Here is a 19,285-nt window from a genome sequence, read left to right on the forward strand (position 1 = left end):
GATAACAACCCAGCACCCCATGTCACCCGTTCGTGTGGCCAATTACCTGATTGAGCGACAGATGCTTTCGGTCAGCGGGATCCGACGCCGACCAGCGTGGCGTACGGCTCCCGGCGCGGCAGGGCCGTCGGGAGTCCCGCCAGCCTCTCCAGCGCGGAACACACCCTCACGGCGGCACGCCCGTCGCCGAACGGGTTGCGCCCCAGAGGAAGCCGCAGCCGGGAGCCGAGCACCCAGCCCGCCTCGGCGAGGATGCGGGTGGTGTCGGTGCCGACGAGCCAGGCGCACCCGGCGTCGACGGCGAGCATGCGTTCGGTCGTCTCGCGCAGCACCAGCACGGGCACGCCGAACGTGGGCGCCTCCTCCTGGATGCCACCGGAGTCGGTCAGCACGAGGGAGGCGCGCTTGAGCACGCGGACCAGGTCCGGGTAGTCGAGCGGGTCGGTGATGACGACGCGCTCGTGACCGCCGAGGTGCGACACGACCTGTTCGCGCACACCGGGGTTCGGGTGCGCGGGGATCATCACGTGCAGGTCGGGGTGGCGGTCGGCGATGGCGCGCACGGCGTTGAGCACGCGCATGAGCGGGCGGCCCCACGACTCACGGCGGTGCACGGTGACGAGCATCAGCCGTCCGCCGGTCGCGTCCAGGGTGCGTTCCAGGGCGACGACGTCCGCGCTGGACGCGGGCAGGTCGGCGGAGGCGACGCGCTGCACGGCGTCCACGACGGTGTTGCCGGTGACGACGATGTGGCTGTCCGGCAGGCATTCCGAGTTCAGCGCGTTCGCGGCGTCGTCGGTCGGCGCCAGGTGCAGCGACGTGATGCGGGAGATCATCTGCCGGTTCCCCTCCTCGGGGAACGGGCCGTACAGGTCACCGGTCCGCAGACCGGCTTCCAGGTGTGCCACGGGGATTCCGCGCCAGTAGGACGCGAGCGCCGCGGCCAGGGTCGTCGTGGTGTCGCCCTGCACGAGGGTGACCGCCGGCTCGCGCTCCTCCAGCACGGCGTCGAACTCGGGCAGCAGCCGGGAGACCAGCTCGGCCTGCGTTCCGGTGCTGCGGGGCACGTCCAGCCGCACGTCGGGCACCAGGTCGAACGCGCAGAGCGCCTGCTCGACCATGCCGGAGTGCTGTCCGCTGTGGACGATCGTGGGGCGGAGGCCGGGGTGCCCCCTCAGCGCGATGGCGACCGGGGCGATCTTCAGTGCTTCTGGCCGCGTGCCGGCCACGAGCAGAACCTCTTTGCTCACCGTTGTCCTCTCTCGGGGAGACCGGGAGGTCCGCCTGGGGCCGGGGGCAACCCCAGGCGGACCGATTCAGCCGGCTCGGTTCGGTCTGGTCTGGACGGGGACCGCGCGGCGCTTCTGCCTCGTCAGGTGCAGCACGACCGCACCCGCGACGAGCAGGACGATTCCCGCGACGATCCACCACGTCACGTCCGCGCCGGTGACCGCGAGGGCACCCACTCCAGTGCCGACACCCACGCCGGTACCAGGGACCTTGTACATCCGCCGTTCTCCTCGGTCAGGCCGCGTTGAGCGACGCGCGGCGGCGCAGCGCCACGAAGGCGACCGGAGCGGCGACGACACCGAGCAGGCCGAGGCCGATCCACAGGCCGGCGCCCGACGCCATCGGGATGGGCAGGCCGGCGGGACCGCACGTGGCCGACGAGATGATCACGTCGCCGGTGCCGATCGAGCCGAGCACGCCCTGCAGCAGCTTGATGTGCACCGCGTTCACGGTGAGGCTGCCGTCCTTGTTCTTGACCTGCTCGTTGAAGATCACCTCAGCGATCTTGATCCCCGCGAGCTGCACGTCGAGCTTGGTGTTCGCGGCGGGATCGGCGTTGACCTGGCCGAGCTTGCCGAGGTTCACGCCCGCGAGCTTGGTCGCGCCGGCCAGCCCCTTCTGGGTGGCCGTGCACTCCGCCTCGACCAACTCGGCGGAGATCCCGCCGGTGACCTTCGAGAGCAGGTCGAGGCGGACGTCCGCGGTGCTCGCCCGCGAGTACACACCGCCCGAGTTCTCGTCCCGCGACGCCGAAGCGTTGATGACACCGGTCTTCAGGATCCCGGTGAGGTCGACGCCTGCGAACGAGTTCTTCGTGGGCCCGTTCGCATTGGCTGCGGCAAAGGGCTCCGCGTTCACCGCGGGGCTGCCGAGCAGCGTCACGTCGAGCTTCGCACCGTAGGCCGAGGCGTCCCCCGGAGCGGCCGAAGCAGGGGCGGCACCGACCAGGAGTGCGGCAATCGCGACGACTCCAGCCAGTCCCGTCATTCGGACACGCATGAAACTCCTTCCCTTGATTCCTCCGGCCCCCAGGGCGTGTTGATACCAATCTGGTTTCACGCTTTCCGGGGGCAATTACCGGCATCGGCTTTCTTTCGAGGGAACTGAGGGTTACTCCCCGTATCGGGCGACACGACCACTCGTCTCGACCAATCGAGGCCACTCATCGTGGGGTTTTTGATCAATTTCCGGTCACGGCGTCACCCGATCCGGGGGTGAGGGATGACGTTGCGTCTACCGATGGAACGTCAAGTAGCCCGTCTGGGCGCTCCCTCATCGGTGGAAAGGATCTTCGGGTGTCGCTTGCCCTGCGCCGCACCGCATTCCCGAGCCGGGTGACCGTGGTGGTCCTGCTGGCCGTCGCCGCGGGACTCGTCTTCGCACACCGCCTGTACCGCACGGCCGAGATCTCCCTGTCCGGCGCGGTCCTGACCGTGTTCAGCTCGTACGGCGTCGACGTGGTCCCCGAACGCCAGACCGTCTACTTCGGACTCGGCTCCGACACCCCGCTGGGCCTGCGCATGACTCCGGAGTGCACCTCGGCGTTCCTGGTGCTGCCGCTGATCGTGGTCGGCGCGGTGATGATCGCGCTGCGCCCGCGCATCCAGAGCCGCGTGCTGTTCGCGCTCGCGGTCGCCGGGCTGGCGGTCGTGGTCGTGAACCAGTTCCGCGTGCTGACGCTGGTGGGCCTGGTGAACTGGCTGGGCGTCGACACCGGGTACTACTGGGGTCACACGCTGCTCGGTTCGATGGTGAGCGTGTTCGGTGGCGCGGCCGCGTTGGTCGCGTTCGTCTGGCTGGCCACGCGGAAGTGAGCCTCGACCTCGTCCTCGGGTTCACGCAGGCGCTCGCCCTGACGATGAGCGTCGCCTTCGTGACGTACGTGTTCGTGATCGTGATCCCCTACCTGAAGCGCAAGCCCGCGCCCGTCGGGGAGCCTTCGTCGCTGGAGTGGCACTTCTTCGTGCCGTGCCGCGACGAGGAGGCCGTCATCGGCGGCACGATCCGGTACCTGCGCGAGACGTTCCCCATCGCGCACGTGTGGGTCATCGACGACGACTCCGACGACCGCACCGCCGGGGTCGTGCGCGCGTTGAAGCGCAACGGTGGCATCCGCGATCCGCAGATCCACCTCGTGCAACGCCAACGGCCCTATGCCCGTACCGGCAAGGGCAACGCGCTGAACGACGCGTACCGCACGTTGAAGATGTGGATGGGCCGCAGGGCCGACGCCGACAGCGCGATCATCGTCGTGGTGGACGCGGACGGCCGGCCCGCGCCGAACTGCCTGGAGGTCTGCGCGGCCACGCACCTCTTCGGCAACCCGCGGATCGGCGCCGTGCAGGTGGACGTGCGGATGATCAATGCGGGCGAGCGGCAGCCGGGTGTGACGTGGTGGCGGCGCGCGTTCGGCGCCGGTCTCGTGCGGATGCAGGACCTGGAGTTCCGCACGGCCATCGCGGCGATCCAGATGTCGCGCGGTGCGACCGGCACGATCTCCATGGGCGGCAACGGACAGTTCACCCGTCTGTCCGCTTTGGACTCGATCGCGGGACCGACCGGAAGTCCGTGGCGCGGGTCGTTGCTGGAGGACTTCGAACTCGGCGTGCACCTGCTGACGGCGGGCTGGCACACGGGTTTCTCGTTGGACACCCACGTGAACCAGGAGGCGCTGTACTCGTTGCGCCGGTTCCTCGCCCAACGCACCCGTTGGGGGCAGGGAACCATGCAGTGCATGCGTTATCTGCGGCGCATCTGGGACTCCGACCACCTGACGACCCTCGGCGCGGCGGAGATGATGTACTACCTCGCGCAGCCGTGGATGCAGTTGCTCGGCACACTCATCTACCCGATCCCGATGGCGATGATGGCCTACCGGTTCGCGGTGTCGCCCACAGAAGTCGTCACGTGGTTCTTCGACGGCGCGTGGATCCTCTTCACCGTGTACGGCGCGTTCGGCCTGTTGCCGTTCGTCCTGTGGGGACCGGTGTACCGCGCGCGTTGCGTGGACGTCGGGTTCTGGAAGTCCATCGGGTACGGGTTCGGCTACGCGCTGTACATCTACACCTTCTACATCACGTCGTGGCGTGCGCTGATCCGTTTGGTGCGAGGCAACAACGGCTGGACCAAGACGCGCCGCAACGAGGACCGCGTGGCGGGCAAGGTCGCCCTGGACGTCTGACCTGCGTGTGTGACCGGTCACTTTGTAGAGATCAGACAAAGACGTTCTCGAGTCTCCCTGGTTAACCTCGGTTCACTCGATTCCGCCTGGGAGGGAACGTGACTCTCGCACTCGCGCCTCGTCGCACCGTGCTCGCCGACTTCGTGCCGGGCGCACTGGCCCGCGACCTGACCCTGGTCGTCGCCGGTGCCGCCCTGACCGGCCTCGCCGCCCAGGTGGCGCTGCCGATCCCCGGCAGCCCGGTTCCGCTGACCGGCCAGACGTTCGCCGCGCTGCTGGTCGGCGCCTCTCTGGGCTGGCAGCGAGGGGCGACCTCGATGCTGCTGTACCTGATCGCGGGCGTCGCGGGCGTGCCGTGGTTCCAGGGCGGGTCGTCCGGCGTCCCGGTGTCGCTCGGCTACGTCGTCGGCTTCGTGTTCGCCGGTGCGCTCGTCGGCTACCTGGCCGGACGCGGTGGTGACCGCACGCCGTTGCGGACGATCGGCACCATGGCGCTGGGCAACCTGGTGATCTACTCGGTCGGCGTGCCGTGGCTGATGGCCGCGGCGGGTCTGTCGTTCGGCAAGGCCCTGGCCGTCGGCGTGCTGCCGTTCCTGATCGGTGACGCGCTGAAGGTAGCGCTGGCCGCGGGCCTGCTGCCGGGAGCCTGGGCGCTCGTGCGCCGTCGGTAGCTTGGACCAGGTGGTCACACCTGGGGAGTACCTGTCTTTCCTGGATGCGCGCCTGCCCGGTCTCGTGGCAGGCGCGCATCTTCATGGCTCACACGTGCTCGACGACGTGGTGCCGGGCTCGGACCTCGACATCGTGATCGAGCTGTCGTCCGCCGCGGAGGTGCCTGCCTTCGAGGGTGCGGACGTGGCCGTGGTGCCGGCGGGCTCGTTGGAGAAGCCGGTTTTCGACGTGACTCCGCTGGCCGGGGAGATCACTCCCGTGCTGTGGCAACAGCTGCGGACCGCCGGTCAGACCGTGCGCGGCGCACGACCCACGTGTCCTGGCACTGCCGCTGACGTCGAGGACTACTGCCGTTCGAACCTCGTCAGCTACTGGACGCCGTTGTTCGACCAGGTCCGAGTCGCGCCGGAGGTGCCGCGTGACGGCATCGTGTGGGTGGGGCTGGGCCCGGCGCGGTTGTGGCACACGATCAGGACCGGCGAGATCGTCAGCAAGTCGCGCGCCGGCGAGCTGGCGGCGGCCCGCTGGCCGGACCTGCCGATCCTGGACGTGGTGTCCGTGCGCCGCGGTTCGCCCGCGGAACTCACCGCCGTGCACACCCGCGCCACCGTCGAACTGTTCGACCGGATCATGGCCGACGTAACGACGTGAGGCCCGCTGCCGAGAAATCCGCGTGACGACGCATACCCACGAAGAGCTGGGCTGCCTCGCGGGCGGCCCGGCCCGCGCGGCCGAGGTCGCCCTGGCCCGCCTGATCCAGGCTGGCCTGGTCCGGGTCTCGCGCGAGGGCGTGCTGAGCGCCGTCCACGTGCCGGGCCAGGGTCCCGCGACCCCGCTGGAGGCGCAGATCCTCAAGGGCCTGCGCCACGGCCGGCTCCTCAACGACGTCGTCTACGGCGCGTTCAGCTCACCCGAGGCGGAAGGCCTGCGCTCCCACCTGGTCAACCGCCGCCTGCTGCGCCGCCGCCGCTCGTGGCGCCCGCGCCTGTACCCGTGGCTGTTCCTGGCGGCCCCGGTGCTCGCCATCGCCGGCGTGATGAGCGCCGTGGCCCCGCACCTCCTCGTGGACTTCCTGGACTTCGGCCCACCGCTGACCGAGTTCCCGTTCTGGTACTTCTTCGCGGGCGCGGTGGTGGCGGTCGTCTGGGCCTCCGTGCTGCGCGCCCGCGACCCGGGCAGGCTGCGCACGAGGGCCGGCTACGTGCTGGTGAAGCGGGCGCAGCGCCGGGTGACCTCGAAGGACCCGGTCGGCGCGGTAGCGGCACGAGGACTGCGCGGCAGGGCCAGCGGACTGGCGATCGCGGGGATGTTCGGCGTCAGCGCCCTCGCGCTCGGGATGCTGCCGGGGCGCGAGACGACGTCCAGCAGCAGCTGCGGGGGCGGCTGCTCGTCGGACAGCGGCTGCGGGTCGAGCGACAGCGGTGGCAGCAGCTGCGGCGGAGGCGGTTGCGGTGGTGGTTGCGGTGGAGGCGGTGGTGACTGAGCACCGGCGTCACAGCCCGGGGTCCCGAACCGCGCGGCCCTCACCCCGCCGCCCTCTCACCCGCCGCCCGCCTGCCGCCCCCACCAACCCTCCACCGCCGCCTTCCTCCCGCCGCTCCTCACCCGCAGCCCTCCACTCCGTCTCGCCGCTCCTCCTCGCCGCCTTCCGACCGCCGAACCCCACCCGCAGCCCTTCCACTCACCTCGCCGCCTTCCTTGCGCCTCGCTGCACTTCCCCGCCGCCCTCCGACCCTCCACGTCCCGGTGACCGAGCGGGTCTGACGAGACTGTCGGACCTGGCGGGTACGGTCTGTCCCGTGCCTGAAGTTCCCCCCACCCTGAGCCTGCTCGAAACCGCCGTCCACGCCGTCGGCGGCGCGGAGCGCCCTGGTCAGGTGGAGATGGCCGAGGCCGTCGACCACTCGATCCGCACGGGCGAGCACCTCGCGGTGCAGGCGGGCACCGGCACCGGCAAGTCGCTCGCGTACCTGGTGCCGTCGATCCGGCACGCGGTGGCCGAGGCCGAGACGGTGGTGGTCTCGACGGCCACGATCGCGTTGCAGCGGCAGCTGGTCGACCGGGATCTGCCGCGCCTGTCCAAGGCCCTGAAGAAGGAGCTGGGCAGGGAGGCGACGTTCGCCATCCTCAAGGGCCGCAGGAACTACCTGTGCATGCACCGCGTGCACAACGGCGCGCCCGACGAACCCGAGGAAGACGCGCTGTTCGACCCGTTCGCCGTGTCGAAGCTCGGGCGCGAGGTGAAGCGGCTGCACGAGTGGTCGTCGGACACCGAGACCGGCGATCGCGACGAGCTGGTGCCGGGCGTGAGCGAGCAGGCGTGGCGGCAGGTCAGCGTCACGGCCCGCGAGTGCCTCGGCGTGAGCAAGTGCCCCATCGGGTCCGACTGCTTCGCGGAACGGGCGCGGGCCGAGGCGGGCAAGGCCGATGTCGTGGTCACGAACCACGCGATGCTCGCCATCGACGCGTTGGAGGGCTACCAGGTCCTGCCCGACCACGACGTGGTGGTGATCGACGAGGCGCACGACCTGGTGGACCGCATCACGTCCGTGGCGACGGAGGAGCTGAGCGGCGCCAGCGTCTCCATGGCCGCGCGCCGGTGCGGCCGGCTGATCGACCAGGACATCGCCGACAGACTGGCCGAGGCGAGCGACGGCCTCGCGATGATCCTGGAGGACATGCCGTCGGGCCGTCTCGACGCGCTGCCCCGAGCGCTGGCCGGCGCCCTCGCCGCCACGCGCGACGCGGCGCACAACTGCATGTCGGCCATGGGTTCGGAACGCAAGGAGGACCCGGAGGGCGCGACGGCGCGCAAGCTCGCGCTCGCCCTGCTCGAAGAGGTCCACGACTGCGCGGTGCGGGTGCTGGAGGCGTTCGACGAGGAACACGACGTCGTGTGGATCTCCGGCGACTTCAACCAGAAGGCCCCGTCGATCAGGGTCGCCCCGCTCGGCGTCGGCGGGCTCCTCCGGGAACGGCTGTTCGCCAAGCGCACCACCGTTCTGACGTCCGCGACGCTGACGCTGGGCGGCGCCTTCGATACGATGGCGCGCCAGTGGGGCCTGCCGCCGTCGGAGAAGGTCCGCAAGATCGAGGGCGCGGCGACCGACAAGGACATCGACGGTCCGAAGTGGACAGGTCTCGACGTCGGGTCGCCGTTCCAGCACGGCACGAGCGGAATCCTCTACGTGGCACGGCATCTGCCCCAGCCGGGTCGTGACGGGCTGCCGCAGGAGTACCTCGACGAGATCGAGGGCCTGGTGAACGCGGCGGGTGGCCGCGCGCTCGGCCTGTTCTCCTCGACGCGCGCCGCGAAGCAGGCCACCGAAGCACTGAGGGACAAGCTCGACCACCCGATCCTGTGCCAGGGCGACGACGCGACCGGCCTTCTGATCAAGAAGTTCTCCGAGGACGAGCGCACGTGCCTGTTCGGCACGCTGTCGCTCTGGCAGGGCGTGGACGTCCCCGGCCCGTCGCTCCAGCTCGTGATCATGGACAGGATCCCGTTCCCGCGCCCGGACGACCCGCTGGCCTCAGCCAGGCAGAAGGCCGTGAGCTCGCGTGGCGGCAACGGCTTCCTGACCGTCGCCGCCACGCACGCCGCCCTGCTGATGGCCCAGGGCGCGGGCCGGTTGCTGCGCTCGATGTCGGACAAGGGCGTGGTGGCCGTGCTCGACCCGCGCCTCGCCACGGCCCGCTACGGCGGGTTCCTCAGGGCCTCACTCCCCCCGTTCTGGACGACGTACGACCCCGAGGTGGTCCGCGCCGCCCTCAAGCGGTTGGACGCGGCTCAGGCTCCGTCGGCGAAGACGAAGTGATCCGCTCGATCAGCTCGTCGCGGTAGGCCTCGGCCTCCGTCACGTCCTCGGAGGCGTCGGCCCGCTTCAACGCGCCTTCGAGGATCTTCAACGCCTGCCGCTCGTTGCCGCGCGCGTCGGCCTGCCGTGCCGCGTCCTCCATGGCCTTCGCGAGCTTCGTCCGCGGCTCGGGTTCCTGCGCGGCCTTGTTGATCCGGACCCAGTTGCCACCGGGATCGACGACGGCGAACCCGGTGTACCGGTCGTTGCGCACCCGCGGCCGGGTCATCCGCGGGATGCCGGAGATCAGCACCTTCCCGTGCACCGCGCGCATCCCCGCCGCGAACGCCTCGTACAGCGGCCCGGTGTCCTCGACGACGACCACGCACGTGCTGTGCGAGTTCTCCGGAACGTGCCCTTCCAGTCCGTAGAAGTGCAGGTTGATGTCTTCGCGCTTCATCGCGACGTACGGGTTCGGCTTCATCTGCCGGTAGGTGATGGAGAAGCCGAGCATCTCGTAGAAAGCCGTCATCTCGTCGATGTCGACACAGGGCAGGAGGGGGATCGTCAGTTCGTTTGCCACCGCCCGAAGCTAAGCCCGGAATCGCCGAAACGACACGGAGCTATTTGCTCAAGCGAACAGCAGGACGACTCCACCCAGCAGCATCAGCGCCGACACGACAGCGATGGCGAGCACTCGCCCCCGCGACGTTCCGGCGTGCTTCAACGCGATTCCCAACGGACCGACCACAACGGCTCCCTTCGAAGGCATCACCACGGCAGCACGCACAGCCCCGAACGCCACCGAGAACGGCGACATGCCGAGTTCGCGCGCACCAACGACATCCGCTTCCCACTGCTCGCGATAGCGCTCATCCGGCGCGAAGAGCCGCACCAACAACAACGCGACTCTCATGTCGCCGTCCGAGGAACGAACCGAGGCTCGGGCGCAGCCCGCGCCACGACCTTGCGCGCCTCCACAGCGCCTTCGGCCGTCAGCCGGTACATCCGCCGGCGCGGCCCACGCCGTTCCGCGTCGTCGTCCCACGCGGACGTCACCCACCCGGCCCGTTCCAGCCGGTCCAGCAACGGGTAGACGCTGCCCGACGGCCTGCCGGTGAGCTTGATGATCTCCAGGCCCCAGCGCGGCTCGTCCGCGCCGAGCAGCACGACCAGCACGTCGACGGTGGCCTTGCCGATGCGTTGCAGTGGCTCCACGCCACTAAGACTACCTATGTAGATTAAGCCGTTCAAGTAGCTCTTCGCGGAACTCCAACGCCGACGCACGCTCCTCCTCCGAAGCGTGCACCTCCCGCACCAGCGCCCCTTCGAGGATCTTCAACGCCTGCCGCTCGGCCCCGTGCGACCCCGCCAGCGTCACCGCGTTGGTCAGCGCCCGCGACAGCCCGTTCCGCGTGGCCTCGCGCTCGCGCACGGCCGGCACCACCCGGATCCAGTTGCCGCCGGGGTCGACGAACAGGAACCCGTCGCGCCGGGGCCTGGTCATCCGCGGGATCCCGGTGACCAGCACCTGCCCGTACACCGCGCGCATGCCAGCCGCGAACGCCTCGTACAGCTCACGAGGGTCCTCGACCTGGATCAGGCACGAGCTGTACGACTGCTCGGCGTCGTAGCCGGGGATGCCGAAGAAGTGGAGGTTGATCTCCTCCCGCCGCACCGACAGGTACGCGTTCGGCCGGTACTGCCGGTACGTGACCGTGAACCCGAGCATCACGTAGAACTCGGCCACCTCGTCGACGGAGGCGCACGGCAGCAGCGGGATCGTCACCTCGTTGGCCACCCGGCCACGCTAGCGCCGCAGGTCAGCCGTCGACCAGCAATCCGCGTAACGGTCCTTGCAATCTTCCGGCACGGCGGGACACACCGGGCAGCGACGTCACACGTCCCGACCCCTCGATCTCGGTCCGCCACACCTCGTCGACGACCTCGTGCGCGGGCCCGGAGGCGTCCTTGCCCAGGTGCTCGGTCCACAGCCGCAGCCGCGTCGCGCGCACGACCTCGGGGTCGTCGGTCACGACGTTGACCTCGGTGTCGTTGAACAGCGAGTGCTCGTTCAGGTTCGCCGAGCCGACCGACATCCACCGATCGTCCACAATGGCCAGTTTCGCGTGCACGTAGACCGGCGCATCACCATGTGCGACAAGGGTTGCCGCCACCAGTCGGTCGTCCACGTCCGCGTCGAGCAGCCGGCCGAGCTGACCGCGGGTGGTGTCAGCGCCGTTGCTCGGCTTCTGCGGCAGCAGCAACACCATCCGGAACTCGTCCGACGGCGGCTTGCGCAGCTTCTCCAGCAGGACCTCGGTGATCTCCGGCGACCACAGGAACTGGTTCTCCACGTACACCAGCGACTCGGCAGCCCGCAGCGCCCGCAGGTACGAGTCGAGCAGGCTGAAGTCGCCGTGCGGGGCGAACGAGTAGGTCTTCTCCGGGATCGTGCGCACCAGCTGCACCGACGACGACCCCGCCTCGGGCGGCACCTCGGGAGCGGGCAGGGTCTCCCCCGCGATCTCCAGCCAGCGCGCCGCGAAGTGCGCGGCCACCTCCGCCACGACCGGCCCCTCCAGCTTGGCGATGTGGTCGTGCCAGCCGAGGTCGCGCGGCGGGTGCTCCGGCGAGTCGTGGCGGTCGCCCTCCACCGCCGTCATGTCGAGGCCGCCGACGAACGCCACGTCGTCCACGATCACGATCTTCTCGTGGTGGCAGTGCAGTGTGCGCTCGCGCGCGTCCAGCTCGCAGCGGACGGCGCCGCACTCCCAGAAGGCCTTCTGCGCGTTCAGTGCGCGCTTGCGGGTCGGCTCGAACATCGGGAACGGCGGCCCGGCCCAGAGCAGCACGCGCACCGGAACCCGTTCCGCCGCGGCGGAAAGCAGCTCGCGCAACTGCGGCGCACCCGGCTCGCGGGTCAGCCGGAAGTCCGGCGACGCGTGCCAGTTCGCGATGTGCACGTACTTCTGCGCGTTCTCGATCGCTTGCGCCACAACGGGAAACGCGTTCGCGCCGTCGACCAGCACCTCGATCTTGTTGCCGCGTTGGACGGGCCGGCGCGGGGTGAACCACCCCGCGCCCTCACCGGCGAGCACGTCACCCCACCCCAGCTTCGTCAGCCGGCGGGTGTGGTGCGTGCACAGCATGTTCTCCAGCCCGTCACCGAGCCGGGCGTCAAGAACGTCGAGTAAGCCCACGAAACGCGGATTTACCCGATTCGGGCGCTTCTAAACCGCGAGCACCGTCGTCGTGCCGGGCTCGACCTCGGTGAAACCCGCGTCCCGCACCGCCACGACGTCACCGCTGCCGACCAACGAGTCCCACTCGGCGACCGACGGCGTCCGCACCGCGCAGCGGTAGTCCAGCGCCGCCCACGCCTTCAGCTCGGTCTCCGAGAGCCTCGGGGCGAGCAACATCGACGCGTGCCCCACCTGGGCCGCGAGCTTGCCGGCCGACATCTCCACCCGAGGGTTCACGTACAGCAGCCGCGCGCCCTCCGGCACCGCGCCCGGCTCGTCCACGGGCAGGTCGGACCCGGAGATCTGCAGCTTGGCGACCTCCCGGGGCGTCTCGGACACCAGCACCGGCAGCAACGACCGGACCGACGCGCCGTCCACGGTGATCGTCACGCCCGGCAGGTCCTGCACGGCCTCCCACTGCACGCCACGGGCCCGGCGCGACACCTTGCGGATCCGCCCGGCCACCCACGCCCGCACGGCCTCGTGCCACTCGCCGTCGACGTCGGCACGCGGGTCGAGGCACACCGCGACCGCCGAAGCGGCCGCGGCCTCCAGCAACGCCGTCCGCGACGGCGGGTCGACGCGTTCGATGCGCAGCACCATCGGCATCGCGCGGACTTCCGACTCCTCGGCGTAGTTCCGGGAGGCGATCAGGTCGAGGATCATCACAGCCGGGTCAGCTCCAGGCCGTCGGCCGCGTCGGCGGCCTCCACCTCCGCCCGCGTGACGCCGAGGATGAACAGCACGGCGTCCAGGAACGGGTGCGACAGCGCCGTGTCGGCCACCTCGCGCAGAGCGGGCTTGGCGTTGAACGCGATGCCGAGGCCAGCCGCGTTCAGCATGTCGATGTCGTTCGCACCGTCACCGACCGCCACGCACTGGGCCAGCGACACGCCGACCTCCTCGGCGAACCGGCGCAGCGCCACGGCCTTGCCCGCCCGGTCGACGATGTCGCCGACGACCTTCCCGGTCAGCTTGCCGTCCACGACCTCCAGCGTGTTCGCGGCGCAGAAGTCGAGGTGGAGCTCGTCGGCCAGGCCCGTGATGACCTTCGTGAACCCGCCGGACACCACCCCGCAGAAGAAGCCGAGGCGCTTCAGCGTGCGGATCGTCGTGCGCGCACCGGCCGTGAGCTCCAGCGACGCCCCGACCTCGTCCAGCACCTTCTCGTCGAGCCCCTCCAACAGCGCGACCCGGCGCCGCAGCGACTCGGCGAAGTCGAGCTCACCGCGCATCGCGGCCTCGGTGATCTCGCGCACCTGCTCCTCGCACCCGACGTGCGCGGCCAGCATCTCGATCACCTCGCCCTGGATCAGCGTGGAGTCGACGTCGAACACCACCAGGCGCTTGGCCCTGCGGGTCAGCCCCGCCCGTTCGACGGCGATGTCGAGCCCCACCCGCACCGACACCTCGGCGAGCGCGGACCGCAGCGCGGCGTCGTTCTCCATGGTGTCGTCCGCGACCGAAACGCGCAGCTCAAGGCCCGTGACGGGGTAGTCGGCGACGCCTCGGATCGCGTCGATGTTGACGCCCAGGGACGCCAGCCGGCGCGCGACCTCGGTGAACGCCTTCGCGGTGACCGGCCTGCCGAGCACGATCAGCACGTGCGACGACTCCAGGCGCGCGGTGCGCTTCGAGTCGGCGCCGATCTCGATCTCGACGTGCATCGAGACGGTCGCCATGGCCTGCTCGACCGACTCCTGCAGGCCCTCGGGGTCGTGTTCGGTCGAGACCAGCGCGCCGAGCACCAGCCGGCCCCGGATCACGACCTGCTCCACGTCCAGCACCTCGACGCCGTGCCTGGTCAGCACCGCGAAGAGCACGGAGGAGACACCGGGCTTGTCGGGGCCGGTCACGGTGATGAGCACGGGCGTTTTCACGTCGTCGTCTCCTCGTAAGACGCGAAGAGCCCCGACTGCATCGCAGCAGGCGGGGCTCGACGGTGAACCTGTTACTGGCAGGTTACTTGTCGTGGTCCGGTTCTTCCTTCTCGGAGGCCGTACCGGACTTGATGGCCGCGGCGGCCAGCTCCGAGGGAGCGGGCTTGGCGTCCTTGTGCGCGATCGTCTTGCCGGTGAAGGACACGTGGCCCTCGTTCCGAATGCGTTCGATCATGTGCGGGTAGTGCAGCTCGAACGCCGGGCGCTCCGAACGGATCCGGGGCAGCTCGGTGAAGTTGTGCCGCGGCGGCGGGGACGAGGTCGCCCACTCCAGGGAGTTGCCGTAGCCCCACGGGTCGTCCGCCGTCACGACCTCACCGAAGCGGTAGCTCCGGAAGACGTTCCAGATGAACGGCAGCGTCGACGCGCCCAGGATGTAGGCGCCGATCGTCGAGATCATGTTGAGCGTCGTGAAGCCGTCGGACGCGAGGTAGTCGGCGTACCGGCGCGGCATGCCCTCGTTGCCCAGCCAGTGCTGGACGAGGAACGTCGCGTGGAAGCCGAGGAACGTCGTCCAGAAGTGCAGCTTGCCGAGCGGCTCGTCCATGAAGCGGCCGGTGATCTTCGGGAACCAGAAGTAGATGCCCGCGAAGGTCGCGAAGACGATCGTGCCGTACAGCACGTAGTGGAAGTGCGCCACGACGAAGTACGTGTCGGACACGTGGAAGTCGATCGCCGGCGCGGCCAGCAGGATGCCGGACAGACCACCGAAGAGGAACGTGACGATGAAGCCGATGCTGAACAGCATGGGCGTCTCGAACGTCAGCTGCCCCTTCCACATCGTGCCGATCCAGTTGAAGAACTTCACACCGGTCGGGACCGCGATGAGGAACGTCATGAAGGCGAAGAACGGCAGCAGAACCGCGCCGGTCGCGTACATGTGGTGCGCCCACACGGCGACGGACAGGGCCGCGATGCCGAGCGTCGCGTACACGAGACCGTTGTAACCGAAGATCGGCTTGCGGCTGAACACCGGGAAGATCTCCGACACGATGCCGAAGAACGGCAAGGCGACGATGTAGACCTCCGGATGGCCGAAGAACCAGAAGAGGTGTTGCCACAGGATCACACCGCCGTTGGCGGGGTCGAACACGTGGGCGCCGAGATGCCGGTCCGCCAGCAGGCCCAGCAGGGCCGCGGTCAGGATCGGGAACGCGAGCAGCACCAGCACCGACGTCACCAGGATGTTCCAGGTGAAGATCGGCATCCGGAACATCGTCATGCCGGGCGCGCGCAGGCAGACCACGGTGGTGATCATGTTCACCGCGCCGAGGATGGTGCCGAGACCACCGACCACCAGGCCGGAGATCCAGAGGTCGGCACCCGCGCCGGGCGAGTGGATCGCGCTCGACAGCGGCGTGTAGGCGAACCAGCCGAAGTCAGCCGCACCACCGGGGGTGATGAAGCCCGCCATCACGATCAGGCCACCGAAGAGGTAGAGCCAGTACGAGAAGGCGTTGAGCCGCGGGAACGCCACGTCGGGCGAGCCGATCTGCAGCGGCAGGACGAAGTTGGCGAAGCCGAACACGATCGGCGTCGCGTACAGCAGCAGCATCACGGTGCCGTGCATCGTGAAGAGCTGGTTGAACTGTTCCTGCGAGAGGAACTGCATGCCGGGCCGGGCCAGCTCGGTCCGCATCAGCATGGCCATCGCGCCGCCGACCATGAAGAAGGCGAACGAGGTGACCAGGTACATGATGCCGATTTGCTTGTGGTCCGTGGTGCGGAACATCCGCAGCAGGAAGGACCCCTTGACCGCAGTGCGCGTCGGATAAGGACGCGTTGCGATCGGCTGCGGGGCTACGGCCGTCACGGTGCCTCCAGGCCTTGGTGGGACCAGTTCGTTCGGGAAACTCCCCGGGATATTAGACGGAGCCGATCAGCTCCATTCGGGTGGGCCATGGCCGGTGGCCAGCGGCGTAGCGCACGTCACACGTATCCTGCCGCCGTGCTCCGATTGCTCGCTGTCGCTTCTGTCCTGTTGCTGGCCGCCTGTGGCACCCCCGCCACGCACAACTCCGCGGACGTCGCGTTCGCCCAGGGGATGGTCCCGCACCACGAACAGGCGCTGGAGATGTCGGGCCTGGTCGCGTCCCGCACGGAGAACCAGCGGGTGATCGACCTGGCCAAGCGCATCGCGGACGCCCAGAAGCCCGAGATCGACCGCATGAACGGCTGGCTCCGCACGTGGAACGCCCCCGTGCAGGCCTCGTCGCACACCTCGCACGGCCACACCGAGTCACACGGCATGGTGAACCTCGGCAACCTCGCCGACCTGGACGACACCGAGTTCGACCGCCAGTGGCTCGCGCTGATGATCCAGCACCACCGCGGCGCCGTGGAGATGGCGCAGAAGCACCTGGACGCCGGCACCGACCCCGAGACCCGCAAGCTCGCGCAGGACGTAGTCTCCCACCAGGAGAAGGAGATCGCGGAAATGGAGTCGCTCCTCCCCCAGGGCTGATGCCAGCCTCTTCCGGGTGAGCACTTCCAGGGCAGTACGCGCCGCCATCTCTCTCGCGGCCTCGCACGGCGTGATGTGCAACGACCCCGACATCCTGTCAACCGGCAGCAACGTCATCGTCCACCTGCGCCCGGCCCCGGTAGTCGCACGCATCGCGGCCCGCACAGCCCTGGTGCGCCCCGCGGTGGGCGAGCACTTCGCCCGCGACCTGTCCGTGTCGGCGTTCCTGGACTCACGCGGCGTACCGGTCGTAACGCCTTCGTCCGAACTGCCCGCCGGACCTCATGTCTTTGACGGCTTCGTTCTCAGCTTCAGCACCTACGTGCCGCACTTCGCCGACGTGGAACTCTCACGTCCCGACGTGCTCAAGCTGCTCCCCGACCTGCACGCCGAACTGCGGTCCTACGACGGTGTTCTGCCTTCGCGTGGGCCCATGGACGACGTCGACCACACGCTGGCCTATTTGGACGGTCTCGGCGTGCCCGACCTGTCGCCGTTCCGTGCGCGGCGGGAGGAGTTGCTGGCTTCTTGGGACGCTCACTTCAACGACGTCCAGGCGCTGCACGGCGACTCGCACCACGGCAACCTGCTGATGACGTCCGCAGGGCCTGTTTGGAACGACTTCGAGGACACCTGGAGGGGGCCGATCGCGTGGGACCTGGCCTGCCTCGCGGGCGCTCGTGGCGCGGAGGCCGCTCACCGGGCCGCGGAGCTGTACGGCGGCGGTGTTTCTCCAGCTGACGTGGAGTTCTGGCTGGAGGTGCGGGTGCTGTTCGGCGGCCTCTGGGGCCTGCTGATGGAGAACAGCTAGGCGCGTCCGGGCGGCCGAATGCCGAAGGGGGCCTGCGAAGACGGCCCCCTTCAACGCGCGAAGCTCAGCTCTGCGAGCCCTCGGCGGGCTTCACGTAGACCGTTCCCCCGGTCGGCATACGCCTGAACCACTGAACGGGGGTGACCGGCTGGCCGATCACCGGACCCACCACTGGCGCGGGGTGGGCAACAGGCATGCCGGCGTTCTGCGGGAACTGCGGCAGGCGTGGAAGCTGGTTCGGGGAGGTCATTGTTCCTTCTCGGGAGGCGTATTTAATGTTCTTCGAGCAACCCGACGATCGAGAAGTCAAGCAGCGAACCGAGTGCGGCGCGCAGGCGAACTGCCGCTGTCACGGGGTCCACCTGCCATTCCTCGGCCGCCCGGGCAAGCATCTGCCCGAGCGTTTTCGCCTCTCCATCGATACGCCATTGGTCCAGAGTCCAGCTCGCGTCTTCATCGAGCCAGAAAACCAGGGGCGGTCGTGCTGCCCTGCCCACCGCCACTCTGCCCGAGGCAGCGCGTTTGTGACGCACGTCCGGGAGCAGGCAGAAGTGGCGGTCATCTGAAATCTCAGAGGACAGTGTGACACCGTCCACTTGAGACTGCGCGGCAGCCTCACCTCTGAGTTCAACCGTGTCGCCCGCTAGGCCGCGAAGGAGCCACCGGGCGTCCGCACGCAGGTCGCTCTCGTGCTTGAGCAACCACTCACCGATCTCGTCAGCCCGTTCCCTTGCTTTCACCAGCAATGAATCAGGCCCGATTTGTTCGGATCCAACCGAAAGATTGAACTGCGCAAGGCAGCTGTAGGCGTGCCACGCCGCGAAGGTCTGTTCCAGTGGCCATTGTGCATGCGACCACGAAGTCTCGAAATAATCCGCGTCTTCCGCGGATTCGTCAAGAAATTCTCTCGCGATGGCGAGGTCGAAGAACTTTTCATGCGCACCTTCGTGCACCAGAGCTTCAGCCACCTCCATCGGCAACGTCGGCTCGTCGATCAGCACGATGCCGGGTACGTACCGGGACGACGCCGACACCAGCCCACCAGAGGTCTCACGCTTCAGAACCGCGAGCATCGAGACGTGGGCGAGCAGGTCCTCGGCCATGTCCGGCGCGAACTTCTCCAGAAGCCTGACGCCTTCTTCAATGATGTGCAGAGCGCTCTCGAACCGTTCGCCGTCGGCTTCGGTCAGCGGCTCTGGACGCACACCCGGCGGGGCGACGATGCGGAGCGGAGCTTCGAGAACCTCGGCCGCCGTGGGATCCGAAGCGACGAGAACACCGGCGTCACGCACGCCCATAGTGGCGACCTGGATCAACAGTGCGGGGTCCACATCGCCATGGCCGGCGAGGGCCTTGCCGATCTCGTATCGGACGATCGGGTGATCTGCGAAGTTGTCGGACAACTCGGTTCCCGGCGAGAACATCTCAGCCGCCAGGCGGTACAGGGTGCGCCTCTCGTCCACCAGAGCGGGCGCAGGAATCAGCGCCGCATGCAACACATGCGTGCTCGTGGTGGGCGAACCCGTCATCAAACGACCCCGTACTCACGTCCCCCGACGCCAACGAGTCATGGCCGCACCACGGCGCGGCCTTGATAGCGGCGCAGCGTAGAGCACGCAGTGACATCTGCGACACGTTGGATCCCCCTACAAAAGCCGGTGCCCCGGACACGTCCTGTGGGAGACGCATCCGGGGCACGATTTTCAGGTTGTTCTGCTCATCAGCCGAACATGATGCTGGTGACGTTCACGAAGCCGACGACGGCCAGCGCGACGACCGAGACGGCGATCATCGTGAGCACGGTGCGCCAGCCGATCGCGGTGACGGCGACGGCGACGGCTGCTGCGATTCCGAGTGCACTCCCTGCGGACATCTCGTTCCCCTC

Annotated in this window: 22 protein-coding genes; 8 read left to right on the top strand and 14 right to left on the bottom strand. The window is 68.9% G+C overall.

Annotated features, from left to right (window positions below; genetic code table 11):
• Window positions 1-71: 71 nt before the first annotated feature.
• The 3 genes from wecB to ACFWN2_RS19945 all read right to left on the bottom strand — a co-directional run bounded on the left by wecB (window position 72) and on the right by ACFWN2_RS19945 (window position 2,289).
• On the bottom strand, window positions 72-1,250 hold the full coding sequence (wecB, locus tag ACFWN2_RS19935; protein WP_382429214.1) for a non-hydrolyzing UDP-N-acetylglucosamine 2-epimerase: 1,179 nt from the start codon (window positions 1,248-1,250) through the stop codon (window positions 72-74).
• 66 nt (window positions 1,251-1,316) lie between these two features.
• Window positions 1,317-1,508 carry an LPXTG cell wall anchor domain-containing protein gene (locus tag ACFWN2_RS19940; RefSeq protein WP_382429216.1) on the bottom strand — a complete coding sequence of 64 codons (192 nt, stop codon included), beginning with the start codon at window positions 1,506-1,508 and terminating at the stop codon, window positions 1,317-1,319.
• Window positions 1,509-1,524: 16 nt separating this feature from the next.
• Window positions 1,525-2,289 (bottom strand): choice-of-anchor P family protein, encoded by a 765-nt coding sequence (locus tag ACFWN2_RS19945; protein WP_382429218.1) that lies wholly within the window; start codon window positions 2,287-2,289, stop codon window positions 1,525-1,527.
• 296 nt (window positions 2,290-2,585) lie between these two features.
• Between ACFWN2_RS19945 and xrtP the strand changes: the two genes are divergently transcribed.
• From xrtP to ACFWN2_RS19975, 6 genes are all read left to right on the top strand, one after another.
• The gene (gene xrtP, locus ACFWN2_RS19950; protein WP_382429220.1) at window positions 2,586-3,104 is read left to right on the top strand and encodes an exosortase P; all 519 of its coding nucleotides are present in this window, start codon (window positions 2,586-2,588) and stop codon (window positions 3,102-3,104) included.
• Window positions 3,105-3,148: 44 nt separating this feature from the next.
• Window positions 3,149-4,471, top strand: a complete 1,323-nt coding sequence (locus tag ACFWN2_RS19955; protein ID WP_382429660.1) for a glycosyltransferase — start codon at window positions 3,149-3,151, stop codon at window positions 4,469-4,471.
• 98 nt (window positions 4,472-4,569) lie between these two features.
• On the top strand, window positions 4,570-5,142 hold the full coding sequence (locus ACFWN2_RS19960; protein ID WP_382429222.1) for a biotin transporter BioY: 573 nt from the start codon (window positions 4,570-4,572) through the stop codon (window positions 5,140-5,142).
• Between the two features lie 10 nt (window positions 5,143-5,152).
• Window positions 5,153-5,794: a nucleotidyltransferase domain-containing protein gene (locus ACFWN2_RS19965; protein ID WP_382429224.1), complete on the top strand. Its 642-nt coding sequence runs from the start codon at window positions 5,153-5,155 to the stop codon at window positions 5,792-5,794.
• 22 nt (window positions 5,795-5,816) lie between these two features.
• A complete protein-coding gene (locus ACFWN2_RS19970) occupies window positions 5,817-6,626 on the top strand; it encodes a TIGR04222 domain-containing membrane protein (protein WP_382429226.1) in 810 nt (269 codons plus the stop codon).
• Window positions 6,627-6,942: 316 nt separating this feature from the next.
• Window positions 6,943-8,961 (top strand): ATP-dependent DNA helicase, encoded by a 2,019-nt coding sequence (locus ACFWN2_RS19975; RefSeq protein WP_382429228.1) that lies wholly within the window; start codon window positions 6,943-6,945, stop codon window positions 8,959-8,961.
• On the opposite strand, the gene ACFWN2_RS19980 is transcribed toward ACFWN2_RS19975, so the two are convergent.
• The 8 genes from ACFWN2_RS19980 to ctaD form a co-directional block, all read right to left on the bottom strand.
• On the bottom strand, window positions 8,915-9,523 hold the full coding sequence (locus ACFWN2_RS19980) for a hypothetical protein (protein ID WP_382429230.1): 609 nt from the start codon (window positions 9,521-9,523) through the stop codon (window positions 8,915-8,917). The genes ACFWN2_RS19975 and ACFWN2_RS19980 overlap by 47 nt on opposite strands.
• Before the next feature lie 48 nt (window positions 9,524-9,571).
• Window positions 9,572-9,856, bottom strand: a complete 285-nt coding sequence (locus tag ACFWN2_RS19985) for a hypothetical protein (protein ID WP_382429232.1) — start codon at window positions 9,854-9,856, stop codon at window positions 9,572-9,574.
• On the bottom strand, window positions 9,853-10,158 hold the full coding sequence (locus ACFWN2_RS19990; RefSeq protein ID WP_382429234.1) for a helix-turn-helix transcriptional regulator: 306 nt from the start codon (window positions 10,156-10,158) through the stop codon (window positions 9,853-9,855). The genes ACFWN2_RS19985 and ACFWN2_RS19990 overlap by 4 nt, the downstream gene beginning before the upstream one ends.
• 10 nt (window positions 10,159-10,168) lie before the next feature.
• The gene (locus tag ACFWN2_RS19995; protein ID WP_382429236.1) at window positions 10,169-10,741 is read right to left on the bottom strand and encodes a hypothetical protein; all 573 of its coding nucleotides are present in this window, start codon (window positions 10,739-10,741) and stop codon (window positions 10,169-10,171) included.
• A gap of 22 nt (window positions 10,742-10,763) precedes the next feature.
• Complete coding sequence (locus ACFWN2_RS20000) at window positions 10,764-12,143, bottom strand: phosphatidylserine/phosphatidylglycerophosphate/cardiolipin synthase family protein (protein WP_382429238.1); 1,380 nt, start codon at window positions 12,141-12,143, stop codon at window positions 10,764-10,766.
• A 30-nt stretch (window positions 12,144-12,173) separates the two neighbouring features.
• A complete protein-coding gene (locus ACFWN2_RS20005) occupies window positions 12,174-12,851 on the bottom strand; it encodes a peptidyl-tRNA hydrolase (RefSeq protein WP_382429240.1) in 678 nt (225 codons plus the stop codon).
• Entirely contained in the window at window positions 12,851-14,065 is a 1,215-nt protein-coding gene (gene serB / locus ACFWN2_RS20010) for a phosphoserine phosphatase SerB (protein WP_382429242.1), read from the bottom strand. Before serB ends, ACFWN2_RS20005 begins: the two co-directional genes overlap by 1 nt.
• A gap of 82 nt (window positions 14,066-14,147) precedes the next feature.
• The gene (gene ctaD / locus ACFWN2_RS20015; protein ID WP_382429244.1) at window positions 14,148-15,938 is read right to left on the bottom strand and encodes a cytochrome c oxidase subunit I; all 1,791 of its coding nucleotides are present in this window, start codon (window positions 15,936-15,938) and stop codon (window positions 14,148-14,150) included.
• Window positions 15,939-16,073: 135 nt separating this feature from the next.
• Here ctaD and ACFWN2_RS20020 point away from each other — a divergent pair, with 135 nt between their 5' ends.
• Complete coding sequence (locus ACFWN2_RS20020) at window positions 16,074-16,589, top strand: DUF305 domain-containing protein (protein WP_382429246.1); 516 nt, start codon at window positions 16,074-16,076, stop codon at window positions 16,587-16,589.
• Between the two features lie 16 nt (window positions 16,590-16,605).
• Window positions 16,606-17,400: a phosphotransferase family protein gene (locus ACFWN2_RS20025; protein ID WP_382429248.1), complete on the top strand. Its 795-nt coding sequence runs from the start codon at window positions 16,606-16,608 to the stop codon at window positions 17,398-17,400.
• Between the two features lie 64 nt (window positions 17,401-17,464).
• Here the strand turns inward: ACFWN2_RS20025 and ACFWN2_RS20030 are convergent, their stop codons facing one another.
• The 3 genes from ACFWN2_RS20030 to ACFWN2_RS20040 form a co-directional block, all read right to left on the bottom strand.
• Window positions 17,465-17,650 carry a hypothetical protein gene (locus tag ACFWN2_RS20030; RefSeq protein ID WP_382429250.1) on the bottom strand — a complete coding sequence of 62 codons (186 nt, stop codon included), beginning with the start codon at window positions 17,648-17,650 and terminating at the stop codon, window positions 17,465-17,467.
• A gap of 22 nt (window positions 17,651-17,672) precedes the next feature.
• Window positions 17,673-18,929, bottom strand: coding sequence for an aKG-HExxH-type peptide beta-hydroxylase (locus ACFWN2_RS20035; RefSeq protein ID WP_382429252.1), 1,257 nt, complete (start codon window positions 18,927-18,929; stop codon window positions 17,673-17,675).
• Window positions 18,930-19,120: 191 nt separating this feature from the next.
• Window positions 19,121-19,273, bottom strand: a complete 153-nt coding sequence (locus ACFWN2_RS20040) for a hypothetical protein (protein ID WP_170166570.1) — start codon at window positions 19,271-19,273, stop codon at window positions 19,121-19,123.
• Window positions 19,274-19,285: the final 12 nt, after the last annotated feature.

This window comes from Lentzea sp. NPDC058436 (assembly GCF_042721515.1).
In the GTDB taxonomy this organism is placed as follows: domain Bacteria; phylum Actinomycetota; class Actinomycetes; order Mycobacteriales; family Pseudonocardiaceae; genus Lentzea.

Bases quoted from the DNA above. Each gene is read 5' to 3' on its own strand.
- ACFWN2_RS19940 (WP_382429216.1), bottom strand. From the start codon at position 1,508: ATGTACAAGGTCCCTGGTACCGGCGTGGGTGTCGGCACTGGAGTGGGT.
- ACFWN2_RS19945 (WP_382429218.1), bottom strand. From the start codon at position 2,289: ATGCGTGTCCGAATGACGGGACTGGCTGGAGTCGTCGCGATTGCCGCA.
- ACFWN2_RS19955 (WP_382429660.1), top strand. From the start codon at position 3,149: ATGAGCGTCGCCTTCGTGACGTACGTGTTCGTGATCGTGATCCCCTAC.
- ACFWN2_RS19985 (WP_382429232.1), bottom strand. From the start codon at position 9,856: ATGAGAGTCGCGTTGTTGTTGGTGCGGCTCTTCGCGCCGGATGAGCGC.
- ACFWN2_RS20005 (WP_382429240.1), bottom strand. From the start codon at position 12,851: ATGATCCTCGACCTGATCGCCTCCCGGAACTACGCCGAGGAGTCGGAA.
- ACFWN2_RS20030 (WP_382429250.1), bottom strand. From the start codon at position 17,650: ATGACCTCCCCGAACCAGCTTCCACGCCTGCCGCAGTTCCCGCAGAAC.
- ACFWN2_RS20035 (WP_382429252.1), bottom strand. From the start codon at position 18,929: ATGACGGGTTCGCCCACCACGAGCACGCATGTGTTGCATGCGGCGCTG.
- ACFWN2_RS20040 (WP_170166570.1), bottom strand. From the start codon at position 19,273: ATGTCCGCAGGGAGTGCACTCGGAATCGCAGCAGCCGTCGCCGTCGCC.